Annotated in this window: 9 protein-coding genes; 6 read left to right on the top strand and 3 right to left on the bottom strand. The window is 35.6% G+C overall.

Going from position 1 to position 14,438, the window contains the following annotated elements; all coding sequences use genetic code 11:
* Positions 1 to 33 precede the first annotated feature (33 nt).
* Together ACQ2HF_RS13500 and ACQ2HF_RS13495 are read left to right on the top strand one after the other, a co-directional pair.
* Positions 34 to 309 (top strand): hypothetical protein, encoded by a 276-nt coding sequence (locus tag ACQ2HF_RS13500; protein ID WP_432410944.1) that lies wholly within the window; start codon positions 34 to 36, stop codon positions 307 to 309.
* A gap of 183 nt (positions 310 to 492) precedes the next feature.
* Positions 493 to 801: a hypothetical protein gene (locus ACQ2HF_RS13495; RefSeq protein WP_432410943.1), complete on the top strand. Its 309-nt coding sequence runs from the start codon at positions 493 to 495 to the stop codon at positions 799 to 801.
* 454 nt (positions 802 to 1,255) lie between these two features.
* Here the strand turns inward: ACQ2HF_RS13495 and ACQ2HF_RS13490 are convergent, their stop codons facing one another.
* The gene (locus ACQ2HF_RS13490) at positions 1,256 to 1,519 is read right to left on the bottom strand and encodes a hypothetical protein (protein ID WP_432410942.1); all 264 of its coding nucleotides are present in this window, start codon (positions 1,517 to 1,519) and stop codon (positions 1,256 to 1,258) included.
* A 198-nt stretch (positions 1,520 to 1,717) separates the two neighbouring features.
* On the opposite strand from ACQ2HF_RS13490, the gene ACQ2HF_RS13485 reads away from it, so the two are divergent.
* The 3 genes from ACQ2HF_RS13485 (at position 1,718) to ACQ2HF_RS13475 (ending at position 9,618) form a co-directional block, all read left to right on the top strand.
* Positions 1,718 to 1,969, top strand: a complete 252-nt coding sequence (locus ACQ2HF_RS13485) for a hypothetical protein (protein WP_432410941.1) — start codon at positions 1,718 to 1,720, stop codon at positions 1,967 to 1,969.
* Between the two features lie 227 nt (positions 1,970 to 2,196).
* Entirely contained in the window at positions 2,197 to 7,317 is a 5,121-nt protein-coding gene (locus ACQ2HF_RS13480; RefSeq protein ID WP_432410940.1) for a translocation/assembly module TamB domain-containing protein, read from the top strand.
* Positions 7,318 to 7,326: 9 nt separating this feature from the next.
* Positions 7,327 to 9,618: a BamA/TamA family outer membrane protein gene (locus ACQ2HF_RS13475; protein ID WP_432410939.1), complete on the top strand. Its 2,292-nt coding sequence runs from the start codon at positions 7,327 to 7,329 to the stop codon at positions 9,616 to 9,618.
* A 263-nt stretch (positions 9,619 to 9,881) separates the two neighbouring features.
* On the opposite strand, the gene ACQ2HF_RS13470 is transcribed toward ACQ2HF_RS13475, so the two are convergent.
* Positions 9,882 to 10,802, bottom strand: coding sequence for a mechanosensitive ion channel family protein (locus tag ACQ2HF_RS13470; RefSeq protein WP_432410938.1), 921 nt, complete (start codon positions 10,800 to 10,802; stop codon positions 9,882 to 9,884).
* A gap of 100 nt (positions 10,803 to 10,902) precedes the next feature.
* On the bottom strand, positions 10,903 to 11,769 hold the full coding sequence (locus ACQ2HF_RS13465; RefSeq protein ID WP_432410937.1) for a sigma-70 family RNA polymerase sigma factor: 867 nt from the start codon (positions 11,767 to 11,769) through the stop codon (positions 10,903 to 10,905).
* A 353-nt stretch (positions 11,770 to 12,122) separates the two neighbouring features.
* On the opposite strand from ACQ2HF_RS13465, the gene ACQ2HF_RS13460 reads away from it, so the two are divergent.
* Positions 12,123 to 14,426 (top strand): M14 family zinc carboxypeptidase, encoded by a 2,304-nt coding sequence (locus ACQ2HF_RS13460; RefSeq protein WP_432410936.1) that lies wholly within the window; start codon positions 12,123 to 12,125, stop codon positions 14,424 to 14,426.
* Positions 14,427 to 14,438: the final 12 nt, after the last annotated feature.

The following is a 14,438-nucleotide window of genomic DNA, read 5'->3' as shown; positions in this document are numbered from 1 at the left end:
ATATCGATGTAGATTTACCAAAAATGTAAGTCTATGTATATTACTATTAAAACTAAAAAGTTAGAGACACAAGGTTATATGAAGTCAGGAATGGGTGACGATTTAATGAACGCTGATGTAAATTTTGTGATTGATCTTTTTATTGATGAAATTAAACCTTCTTTGAAGAAAGAAGTGTGTCCTAATCACGGAGTAAATTCAAAAGGAACTATCATAGTTTCTTCTAACTCCAAAGGTAAAATCAAAGTTGAAAAAACCCACTTTTGTTGTAAAGAGTTTAGTGATTCAATTGATTTTGGTAAAAGATAATTCGATACCATATTCTTTTAACAAGATACTGTTTTCGTCAATCAATTTAATTGCGGCAGCCACCTTATCCAATTTACCTTGGTATAATTCTAAAATTTTTGAATAGTCCATCGTTTCATTATTTTTTCTTTATACCATAATGTCATTACTAAGTTTAATAATCACCTTAAATAAAATAATAAAATGAAATCACACAAGGAATACCTACAAGAGTTGGAAACTTACTCTAAGGGTATAATATCATCAACGAAAGTTAGATCAACAAGAACAAAAGGAACTCTTGGAGGGCTTCAATCTTTTTTAGAAAGTTATGAAACTGAAATTAAGAATGTAAGTGATAAGGTTTCAAGAAAAGCATCCGACCTACTTAACGAAAGTAAAACAGATACTCAGATTGATAGTAGTAAAATGAAAGAAGATCTTACTAAGAAAGCGAATGACTTATTAAGGGAGTTTGGCAATAAAACAAATAAAGAGATTAAGAATGGGTAGATTATAGAGTGATTAAATGTATGAAATAATCGCCCAATTACATAAATATTTCCAATCTACAAAATAATAAGTGTTAAATTTGCGAGTATGCTAAAAATTTAGTATATTCGCGTCGGTTCAAAACCACGCTATGAATAACGTTCATTTCTTATTGAAAAGGGAGTTATGAATGATTATGAAAGGTGAGAACCGAAACCCTAAATCTCTCAGAGAGATATGGGTTAAATATGAATGGATTGTGAGATCCATCATATCGTGGGCTATTATTATAGCTGGACTTATAGGATGAAAATTACTATAAGCGTTGATTAGAGAGAAGGAGTGTATGTTTTAGCGGACTGCACTCTTTTTCGTTTTACAAATATAATACACAATGTTGTATAAAACAAATATTATACAACATTTATACCATATATAGTATTATATCACCTTCATTATCAAAAGTTTAAATACCTCATACATTTATCTTCCTGAGAACACCATCTACACCAGAAACTTTGATTAATAACTTATATACCCTTTCTTGAAGATGCTCTTGGTTATTGACTTTATAATCATAAATAGTATCACTATCTCGATTCTTTACATCAACACCAATTTCCCAAACATTTTCCTTTATAATAAACCTATTGAACTTATAGTCAATCAAAACCATTGTATCATCACTATCAACAATCATATCATCTGATAAATGAACCCCTTTGAGTTGCATCTCCATATTCTTAAATGAAATCGGATGTCTGTATATATCATTCAAAAGTTTGTTGAGTTCCTTCATGAAAATAAAGATACTCAGACAATTTATATATACTACATGAGATATCTAAAAAGTTTCAATGAAGGTAAATCAGTTATTGGGTCTAAACCAAGTCGTGATAAGAAACCTAAACAAAATCTTGAAGAAGTTTTCTTTGATATGATCCTTGATGATATTAAAGGTCATTATGGAAGTAACCTAGAAGACCTACTTGAAGATATAAATAGTTGGGGAAGCCTCGATGATTGGATATACTGGATACAGAAATTTACAATGGACGACACCAAAAGATTTATAGGTGGATACTTTCAAAAATATTACTTCTATATTAAACGAAATACCGAACAGAAAACAAGATTAAAGGAATATATACAAAAAGAATTACTTAACTATGTTTCAGATAATATGTAAGTTTGAGCATGATTTAAGTTTTTCCACAAAACTCTATAACAGTGCGATATATATTAATGAAAACTATGATGGCTGGTTTAAAACAAATCTTAATTACTTTAGCTTACTTTTTAAGTTTCCTTTACCTACTTTAACAAACTTTTATTAAAAATGCTAGTAACTACAGTATCTCAGTTACTAATCTTAGGTAAGATTCTTATACTTTTACATAAAATACGTCCCACGCGTTGAGCACCGAAAAACCTGTCATAAAGAAAACCCCGCCAAAAACAAAAAAGCGCTTTCGCTGGTTGCGTATTATCGCGCGCTGTGTGCTGGGTATTCTTATTTTTTTATTGTTATTGGTTGCTTTTATTCGAAGTGAATGGGGACAATCTATTATTGTAGAGAGAGCTGTTACCTATGTTTCAGATAAAACAAATACAAAAGTAACACTGGAGCGTGCTTTTGTAGGATTTGATGGCGATATCATACTTGAAGGCTTATTTCTTGAAGATAAAAATGGCGATACTTTAGTATATTCAAAGTCACTGGAGGCAGATATTCCATTATGGCCTATTATTAAAGGGAGTGGCATAGGAGTAGATGCAATACACTGGAAAGGCCTGCGAGCAAATATCCATAGAGAAGATACTATTACCGGATATAATTTCCAGTTTCTTATAGATGCTTTTGTAACTGAAACGAGCGAGCCACAAGCATTGGATACATCGCAAACACCTCTGGAAATTAGTATTGGCGAGGTAACACTAGATGATATTGCTATAGATTTTAACGATGCTGTACTCGGCATTGAAAGCAAATTTGTAGTAGGTCACCTCGAAGCTGACATGGAAACAACAGATCTGGAGAAGATGATTTTCCGGGCAGATGAGCTGTTGGTTGAAAACGCAACTATTAGCTATTTTCAACTTCCAATACCTCTAGATCCTAATGGAGCACCTGTACCTCTCCCAATTCTTAGTGCAAATAAACTCACCATAAAAAATACAAAAGCATCCTATAAAGCCTATACCGAACGAATTGCAGCAGAACTTGATATTCAGGAATTCTCGGTAGCATTACCAAATATCGATTTAACCACAAGTACTTTTGAGTTGGATGAAATGTATCTTTCAAATAGCAGTATCCTCATAAATACAGAATTTGAAGATAATGCCCTAACAGATAAAGTAACCGAAGTTATTGAAGACGTGAAAGAAGATATAATACGTTTTGAGTGGCCCGATATACGGTTTACTATTCCAGCATTCGAGATTGAAAATTCAAACATTACCTATCGCGTTGCGAATGCAAAAGTTAAAAAGGGAACGTTTAATCCTAATATCCTGCAATTAAATGACCTTACTATAAAGGCTTCAAATATTGGGTTAGGTGATAAAGCTTTGACGGCAATTATTGAAAATACTACCTTTAAAGAAGGTTCTGGATTTCAACTTAAAAATCTTGGCTTCGATGCAAAAATTACAGACAGCAACACTTCTATTACATCGGTTCATGTAATACTTAATCAAAATCGCATTACTAACGGTAGTTTAAAAGCTAAGTATCCAAGTATAAAAGCACTCATTGAGCAGCCAGAAAACTCGAGCTTGGATGCAAATATTCCAAGTTTCCAGTTGGATATAGCCGAAATATTCCAATTTCAACCCTCATTACGAGAAAACGAATACTTGGCTACACTAAGTAAAAAGCTGCTCACCGGAAACCTAAAAGCACATGGAGTTTTAAGCGCTATTACTATTCCGAATGCAACCGTACAATGGGGTAAAACAACAAAGATCTCAGCAAATGCCCTGATAAAAAATGCAACAGATCCAGATAATTTAGCTTTTGAAGTTCCGCGCTTTAAAGCAAACACCATAAAAGGAGACGTACTGAAATTTGTAAGTGAAGAAGAAATAGGCGTTAACCTCCCAGAAGTTATAGAATTAAAAGGAAACCTCTTCGGAAATTTAAATGCTGTGAAAACAGATGCTATGGTAACAACCTCTCAGGGTATTGCCACATTGAAGGGAAACTTTGATTTTACAAACAATATTATTTTTGATGCAAACCTAAAGATTGACCATTACAATATAGGCGCATTAATGCAAAATGCTGAAATAGGAAAACTAAGTTTAACCGTTGACACAAGAGGCTCTGGAAGTTCTATCAACACATTGGATGCAACATTAGAAGCCGTTGTAACAGATTTTTCATTTAGGGATTATGCCATTAAAGACTTAAAACTGGAAGGAAATTTTAAAAATGGCGAAGGAGAACTCAAATCAAAATATAAAGACGAAAATCTAAATATCGATCTCTCTTCTGAAATTTTATTGGATAGTGTTGCTACAAAAGCATCTATTTATTTAGATGTCATAGGGGCAGACTTACAAGCGTTGGGAGTAATGAAGCGAAACGTGCGAACCGGATTAAAAATAGCCGCAGATTTTAAAGGAAATCTAGACGATTTTGATGTAGTTTCTACCATTGGTGATGGTGTTTTTGTGTACGACGACAAAACATATTTGCTGGGAGACGTATTGGCAACCGCGCACATTCGCAAGGATACAACTTCAATTTGGGTAGATAATAAGTTACTTAATCTCACACTGGAATCTAATAGCAATCCGCAGCAATTCTCAAAAGCATTGCAGGAACATATCTTTAGTTATTTTTATAGAGATGTTACAGTTTCAGATACGCTGGCAGCTCCTGTAAATTTGTATGTAAAGTCAACCATACGGCAAGCACCAATTTTGAATGAAGTGTTCTTAGTGAATTTAAAAGACCTTGATACGGTTTCTATTGATGTTGCTTTTCAACAAAAGAAAAGAAAATTAAAAGCTTCTATTACTGCACCCCATATTAATTATAGCGGGATGGAATTGGATAGTCTCGTCTTTACCATGGACACAGATGCAGATGCGATTGATTTTAACCTTGGCTTTAAAAATATAGTCGCTGGTCCACTAAATATCCAACGAACTATTTTTAAAGGAAAACAAACTAATAATGAATTAAATCTCGACTTTATTGCTTTTGAAGATAAAGAGAAAATGATTCAGATAAGTTCCAAAACCACGGGTAATAGTGACCGCTTGCGTTTTCATATTTTGCCAGATTCGCTGCTAATTCAAAAACAAAAGTGGCAAACTCCCGATACTAATGAGATTATTATCACAGATAAAAAGTTCGATTTCAATGATTTTAATTTCAGCAATGGAGAACAATCGGTGGCTTTTGTAGACGATTTACCACGTTCTAAAGACCACGTAGCAGTTAATTTTAAAAACTTTGAGTTGGCAGAGATTTTAAACTACCTAAATCCAAAAGAGCAATTTGCCGAAGGTACTTTAACAGGGCAAGTAATCGTGGAAGAACCTTTTGGTAACACAGGCATTGTAGCAGATTTTGATATTTCCCGATTAAAAATGCTAGACGTCGCTTTAGGCACGCTAGCAGTTGATGCAAATGCTGTGGGTGGAAATACATACGATTTTAAGGCTTTGCTAAGTGGTGGCGAAATAGATCTTGCTATTACGGGAGATTATTTAGCAAATGATGAAGCAGGACAAATAAACCTGGATTTAAATATCAATACATTTAATATGAGTGCGCTGGAAGGTTTTTCACTCGGTACTATAAAAGAAACGAAAGGGAGCTTCAGCGGGACATTTAACATTAACGGCTCTATTACAGATGCAAAATATGATGGTTCTTTAAATTTTAAGCAAGCAGGCTTTAAAATAGCCGCACTAAATGCAGGTTTTTTATTGCCCTCAGAAACCTTACGTATTACGAACGAAGGTTTGAGGATGTCGAATTTTACAGTACAAGATGAAAACGGTAATACTTTAATCGTAGACGGAAGTGTAGGAACTGAAAGTTTGGTGAATCCAACATTCGATTTAAATATAGTAGCCAATCAATTCCAGGTAATAAATGCTACCAAGGAAGATAATGATTTAGTGTATGGACAGGCTCAGTTTAATGCAAAGGCTTCTATAAAGGGAGATCTACAAATTCCAATTGTAACTATTGACGCAAGTATTGACGAAAATACGAATATAACTTACGTAATGCCTTCTGCTACTGTAAATCTGGAAGAACGTGACGGCATTGTCATATTTGTAAACCGGGAAAACCCAGATGCGATTTTAACACGCCAGGAAGAACAAACAGCAACCTTTGCCGGTTTTGATATTAAAGCCTTCATACGTGTAGGCGATGCTGCTAAAGTGACAATTGTGATAGATGAAAATACTGGCGACAATTTTAATGTCTACGGAAAAGGAGATTTTGTATTTACCATGAATCCAAATGGCCGTATGACTTTAACCGGTGCGTATGATGTGAGCGGCGGGCATTACGAAATGAGCCTTTATAATTTAGTGAAACGAAAATTCCTATTAGATCCTAGTAGCCGTGTAAGCTGGGCTGGCGACCCCTTTGATGCAAACCTTGATGTACGTGCTGTGTATGAGGTAGAAGCCTCTGCGTCGCCTTTAATGGCTGGAGGAGGCACGTCAAGTTTGAGTCCACAAGAGCAGCAACGATTTAGACAAGTGTTGCCGTTTTATGTATATCTTAATGTAGATGGGGAATTAACAAAACCAGTGATTAATTTTGAATTGGATATGCCGGAAGATGAGCAAGGAGCCATTGGCGGACAAGTGTATGGCCGTGTGCAACAAATTAATCAGCAGGATGGCGAATTAAACCGTCAAGTTTTTTCATTACTTGTATTAAGCCGTTTTTATCCTGAAGGAAATAATGATGGAAGTAGAGGGGGCGTCGCTTCCATCGCAAGAGACAATTTAAATGATGCTCTAAGTGATCAATTAAATTTATTTAGTGACAAATTACTGGGAAATACAGGAGTTGAGTTAGATTTTGGATTGGATAGCTATACAGATTATCAAGGAGAAACACCACAAGAACGCACCCAATTGGAGATTGCTGCTCGTAAAAAGTTATTTAACGATAGGCTAATTGTAAGCGTGGGAAGTGATGTAGATATTCAAGGCAGTAGCACCACAGATGAAGCCACCCCATTAATTGGAAATGTAAGTTTAGAATATATTTTAACCGAAAATGGTCGGTACCGTTTAAAAGGATTCAGAAGAAACCAATTTGAAAATGTAATTGACGGACAAACCATTGTAAGTGGGTTGGCTTTAATTTTCACACAGGAATTTAATAAGTTTGATGAATTATGGGATGCCCTGTTGCGCTCAACAAAGAAAGCTGAAAGAGAAGAAAAAAGAAAAAAAGAAGAAGATAAAAAGAAATTGGAAGAGCAGAATAGTAATGAAGGCTTGAAAGAAAAAGAACCAGCTCCCAATAAAAAACAATTCTAGATTTTGAATATGCATACACATATATATATTGGATTAAAATTCATTTTGATCATTGGATTTGTATTCATCTTGGCTTCTTGTAGTGTTGAAAAATACATTCCTGACGATGAGTTATTATACACAGGAGCGAGCTTAGAAATTGCATCAGATTCTCTTATAAAGAATGTTGCTGGATTAAAGGTTTCTTTGGAACAAACGTTTAGACCAGAACCTAATTCGAAATTTTTAGGGATGCGACCTGGATTGTTTTACTATTATAAAATGCAACAGGAAAAACCAGGTTGGTTAACTAAGTGGTTGTATAAACAATGGGGCGAAGAACAACCCGTTTACAGAAGTGATGTAGAAGCCTATGAAGTTGAAAATTTATTGTTAAACAGACTAGAGAACAGAGGTTTTTTCTACAGCAAAGCGGTTTCAAAATTTGAAGAAGACACCCTGCACAAAAGTGCATCTGTAAAATATACTGTAGATGTTCCCACGCCATATCTCTTAAAAAAATATGAGCTAGACACGCTACCGCTACCTATCTACAGGGAGTTGCAGAGCAGTGTAGCCAGTTCAAAAATAGTTCCGGGAATGCGTTTTGATCTTTCAAATATGAAACTGGAAAGAGAACGAATTGATAACGATTTAAAACAAAAAGGCTATTATAATTTTAACCCCGGATTTTTAATTTTTGAAGCAGATACCAATCAATATGACAATAAACAATTCGATTTATTTCTGAAACTAAAAAAAGATGTTCCGGAAAAAGCGATCCTTCCTTATACGATTACAAAAGTAAATATCCATCCTAATTACTCTATTCAGCGGGATAGTTTTCAGCTGGATACAGTTCGTTTTAAAGAGAAGAATTTTATACAGGAAGAGGCGTTTTTTAAACCGAAATATCTGGATCCCTATGTTTTAATAGAAGAAGGACAGGTATACGACCCCGTAATTTCAAAAAATACAGCAAGGCGTTTATCGACGATTGGAGCCTATAAATTTGTGAACATTCAGTATAAAGAAATAGATAGTTTACAAACCGATAGCACTGGAGTTCTTGAAGCGACTATTTATTTGTCGCCATTAAATAAACGAGCCGTAAGAGCAGAATTACAGGCAGTAACTAAATCGAATAATTTTGCAGGTCCAGGCATAGAATTAACCTACTCAAACCGAAATTTATTTAAGGGAGGAGAAATCCTTAATATTATTGGAAGTGGTGCTTATGAAGTACAAGCCGGCGGTGGCGGTGGAAGCGGATTAAGTAGTATTCAATTAGGTTTAAAAGGCGAGGTAGTGTATCCCCGTTTGCTATTTCCTTTAAAAATTAATAGTGACTTTTTTAAATATGACATCCCAAAAACCAAAACAAGTTTAGCGATAGATTATTTGAGTAGAGGACAATTATATACACTTCTTTCTGGGACTGCACAGTTTGGTTATACGTGGCGCGCCAATAGGTATGTGACTCATGAAATTATTCCTATTTCGGTAAATTATACGAAGCTTTCAAATACTACGGCAGAGTTTGATGAAATTTTAATAGATAATCCATTTCTAGCGAGAAGTTTTGAACAGCAATTTATCGCAGGACTCAATTACGCCTTTACGTATAATGGGATGGTAGATACACAAAAAAAGCATCAAATTTATTTAAGAAGTACTTTTGATATCGCTGGAAATACGGTGGGTCTATTTGGACAAGAGCAAGGAGAAGGCGAGCCTAAAACATTTATAGGCACAGAATATGCCCAATATGCAAAATTGGATGCAGATGTGCGCTATCACTATAATTTCGGAAAAGAACAGGTAATTGCTACACGGTTGTTTGGGGGGTACGGATATGCATATGGGAACAGTACTGTATTACCATTTATTAAACAATACTACGCTGGAGGGCCTTATAGTGTGAGGGCTTTTCGAATAAGATCTTTAGGGCCGGGAACATTTGCAGGAAATGTAAACGAAAATGGAACTGTTTTCGATCAAATTGGAAATATACGGCTAGAAGCAAACATAGAATATCGTTTCCCTATTTTTTCCTATTTAAAAGGAGCACTCTTTGCAGATGCAGGAAATATCTGGATTTCCGAAGAAAATGCAGATTTACCCGGAGGGAAATTCACATCTAACTTCATAAATGAATTGGGAATGGGAGCAGGATTTGGTTTACGAGTAGATGTTCAGGGGTTTGTAATTCGTTTTGATCTCGCAGCACCTTTCCATGACCCTAAACTACCAGAAGGTGAGCGATTGGATTTTAGAGTTGATGAACCTGTTTTTAATTTTGCTATTGGCTATCCATTTTAAGTATCCTACTAAAGAGATTCTATACTTAGCAAACTAGTACGTTCTGAAACCTTACGTCCGCCGTGTAACTATTGGTGTAGTTTCGAATATAATTTAGTGCAATGCTCCTTTAATATTTGTGTTTTAGCCCAAAATAACCCGCCTGCTATTCTTGCAGAGAATTAGATGTACACCACAGAGGTATGGATACAAAAAATAAAACGAGTTCTAAAACAAAAAGACACCCGTGAAGCTGTCTTTTATAATTTTCAATTTGGTTGAAGTTATTCTTTTTTGTCTGAAAGAACCGTAAGGTTATTCTTCCCAAAATCCAAAGTGCGTATAGGGAATGGGATGTTAATATCTGCTTCATCAAAGTGTTTCTTGATGGTTTTTATGGCCTTGTGCTCGTGCATAAAATTCTCTTTACCATTACCACAATCTGCCCAAAAACGAACTAAAAAGTTAATAGAGCTATCTCCAAATTCAGTATAGAAAAATTCAATTTCTTCATTTCCATTTTGTTTAAACGCCTCACCAATTACCTTTACGGTTAAGTCTTCTACCATTTGTAAATCGCTTTCATACCCTACACCGCAGCTTACGATTATTCTCGACCTTTTATTAGTAGTATAATTAGTAAATGGATTGTCTATAAAAGTAGAATTAGGAATAATAGTGTAGTTGTTGTCTGGACGTTTAAGAGTGACGTTTCTAAGGTTAATTTCAGTCACAAACCCTTTTTCACCATTCGTCTCAATCCAATCTCCAATGCTTATTTTAGGCAAAAACGATAAAATAAATCCTGACACAGTATTGCTTAAAGTTCCCTGTAATGCCAAACCAATTGCTAAACCTACTACACCAGCACCCGCAAGAACAGAGGTAAGTACCTTGTCAAGATCCATGACACCTAAGGCCACAAAAAATCCTATAAGGATGATTAAGGCAAAAACCATTTGCCCAATAATTTGTTTAACAGACTCTTCTTTAACTTTTCTAAGAATAAGCCTTTTAACCAGCTTACTTACTCCACGAGCAATAAAATAGAATAGTATTAAAACAAAAACTGCTATTATAAAGTTGGGGAGTTTTAAGATTAAAGCATCTAACCAACCATCCAGTTTGTCCCATAGCTTGGATACGGCGTCTGTTGCCCCTATTTTAGATTCATTTGCTACGTCTTCAATATCATTTTGGATCATATATAATTTTAAGTTGGTTTAATTTCAAAATTAGGCAAATAAAAAACACCCTTGTAATAAGAAAATCTTAAAACAAGGGTGTTATGGGGAGATTTAAAGCCTATCCAAGGTATTTCTTAAGGATATGGCTCTTAGATTCTTTGCGCAATCTTCTAATGGCTTTCTCCCTAATCTGGCGAACACGTTCTCTACTTAAATCGAACGTATCACCAATTTCCTGCAACGTCATTGCTGGCTGGTTGGATAAACCAAAATTAAGTCTTACCACATCTGCCTCACGAGGAGCCAAAGTATCTAAAGCACGGTCTATCTCAATTTTAAGAGATTCGTGGATTAAGGATTTGTCTGGATTTGGTGTTTCACCAGAGCTAATCACATCGTATAAGTTGTTGTCGTTTTCCCCTTCCTGGAAGGGCGCGTCCATAGATAAACTACGGTTTGCATTTTTTAACGATTGCTTTACGTTTGAAATAGTCATATCCAGTTCTTTTGCAATTTCTGCAGCAGAAGGCTTGCGCTCGTGCACTTGCTCTAAATGGATAGATGCTTTTCTAATTTTATTAATATCTCCAATCTTGTTAAGAGGTAAACGAACCACTCTAGATTGTTCTGCTAACGCTTGGAGGATAGATTGTCTAATCCACCATACCGCATACGATATAAATTTGAAACCACGGGTTTCGTCAAAACGCTTGGCGGCTTTCACCAAACCAACGTTTCCTTCATTAATAAGATCTGGTAAACGCAACCCCTGATTTTGGTATTGCTTAGCAACCGATATTACAAACCTAAGATTAGATCGCGTCAACTTGTCTAATGCTCGTTGATCTCCTGTTCTAATTCTTTGCGCTAACTCTACTTCCTCTTCGGCAGTAATCATGTCTATCTTGCTCACATCTTGCAAATAGCTGTTTAACGACTTAGTTTCCCTGTTGGTAACTTGCTTTGTAATTTTGAGTTGTCTCATATATTCTCTAGGATTTTAAATTATAATAACCCTCCATAGTAACTCCAATATTTGACAAATCCAAATACTTAACACTATTTGTTAAAAAAAAGTGCATTTTTGTGCGATTTTAGTATTTTAGGGTCTAAATTTCGTTAGCTATGAACCGTAAATTTTTTATTTCATTGAGTATAGTAGTAGTTTTTGTCACTAATACATTAGCTCAAATACCTACCAATTTGCCAAATCCAGACGATAATACGCCTATAGATTTAACTAAAACAGCAGATATTCTTATATATATCGTTTTACCAGTGATAATATTGTTATTGTTGTTTTTACGAGTCAGAAATAAAAAAAAATAAATAGGCTACATGAAATATTTCATTCTTATCATATCCTTGCTTTCGCTGTTTTTTCAGGCATTGGGACAATCTAGTATGTATTCTGAAGTGAAAATTATTTTAAATTCAGTCGAAGAAATACAAGAACTCGTACAAAAGGGGTATGCTATAGACCATTATCAGGGAAATTGGAAAGACGGAATTCGTTTTTTTGTGACACCTTCCGAATTACAGGCACTTCAAAATGAAAAATATGCTCTAGAAATAACCATTCCCAATTACAAAGAATACTACAATACCTTACAGCAAACCGATAGAAATAAAAATCCAAACCCAGTAAAATCTGAAAATGTTGCAGCGGGTTTTGATCTTGGTTCTATGGGAGGTTTTTATACGTATGACGAAGTTGTAAGCAAATTGGATGAGATGAGAACAAAATACCCAAATCTAATCACTGCAAAAAATAGTATTGGTGTTACGGAAGAGAACAGGGATATTTGGATGGTTAAAATTAGTGATAACCCAGATGTAGACGAACCAGAACCTACTGCTCATTTTGATGCCTTGCATCATGCACGCGAACCGTTATCTATGGCAACTACTATAAACTATATGTTTTGGTTGTTAGAAAATTATGAGACAAATACTTCCGTAAAATTTTTAGTAGATAATCGGGAAATATATTTTGTTCCCGTAGTAAATCCAGATGGTTACGTGTACAATGAGACTACAAATCCAGATGGCGGCGGCCTATGGCGTAAAAACCGAAGCCAGACCATCGTAGGTTGTTTCGGGGTAGATTTAAATAGAAATTATGGGTTTGGGTATGCAACCGATGATAGTTGTTCTAGTTCAAATCCTTGCTCCGAAATCTACAGAGGCTTTGCAGCTTTTTCTGAACCAGAAACCAAAGCAATTAGAGATGTATTGGCATTAACGCAACCTAAAACAGCTTTCTCCACCCATTCTACAGCAGGAACGTATTTAATGCCCTACGGGTTTGATACGTCACCTCCAGCATTCGATATCTATTCTGAATGGGCTTCGGCTTTTTTAGATGAAAATGAGTACAGTTATGGAGTCACTTTTCAGATGTTAGGGTACACTTCCTGCGGCACAACCAGGGATTATATGCATTCTGAAGCTATGTATGGATGGACCCCAGAGATTGGTGGAAACGGATTTTGGCCACCAGAAAGTACCATTTTCGATTTAGTGGCAGAAAATGTGCGCCCGTTTATGTTCCAGACTTATATCGCGGGCGCTTATTTGGATGTTCAATCGTATGAAATTTTAGGTACTGTGGCGCCTGGAGAAAGTTTTGAGTTGGTGGTTGAAGTAAAAAACATTGGAGTAGGAGCTACGGCAAACAACGTTAGCGTTGTAGTACAAACCGATGCTACAGGTGTACTATCGCCAACGGCAAACAGTTTTGGTAACATTCCTGTAAGGCAGAAAAAGGATAATGCTGCTATGCCTTTTCAGTTTTCGCTGGATCCTCAATTTGAAGGAGGTGCTTTTACCATTACGGTGACCACAATCCAGGACGGTATTCCTAATGAAACCCTGGAAATACCTGTATTTGTAGGTGAGAAAGAACTCATTTTTAAAGATAATGCCGAAAGTGGTGCAGCCAACTGGACCGCTAGTGGAACTGGAATTAATTGGAGCATAAATACAGACGACTCTTTTAGCGGCGCACAATGCTTTGGAGATAGTAGCAATGCAAATAGTGAAAATAATACAGAAAATTATTTTCAGCTTAATGAAACTTTCAATTTAATAGGGTTAGAAGGACCCTTGGTACAATTTGCATATAAGCATTCGCTCGTTGGAGTGGATAGTGTATCCTTTCAAATTTCTACCAATAATGGTGTCGACTGGTTTTCGTTGCGTACCTATCAGGAAAATGAAGACTGGACCGTAGCATCTATTAATCTTTCCGGCTTTTCTGAAGCTGAAAGCGTACAATTTCGTTTTGCAATGGTTACGGATGGAGCAAGACCTGGTGACGGATTTTATTTTGACGATTTTCAAATTTCAAATTTTACAGGAGGTATTTTAGCGGTTTCTGATAGTTCCAAAAACGCTGAAATTTTAGTGTTTCCAAATCCGTTTTCTGAAACAATCACCATTCAACACAGTCGTTTACAAAACTTTTCTGAAATACAATTGTTCGATATTCAGGGAAAGAAATTGAATATAACGGTTTCAGAAGAAACTATACAAACAACAATAACCAATGTGGCTACCTTACAAGCTGGCATTTATTTTTTAATGTTGAGAGACGCTGCTACCGGAAAATCCAGGATCAAAAGAGTCTTGAAAAACTAAGTCTTTTGGCGC

It is taken from the genome of Rasiella sp. SM2506, assembly GCF_050859505.1.
Taxonomy (GTDB): domain Bacteria; phylum Bacteroidota; class Bacteroidia; order Flavobacteriales; family Flavobacteriaceae; genus Marinirhabdus.
This window is presented reverse-complemented; position numbering and strand designations above follow the sequence as displayed.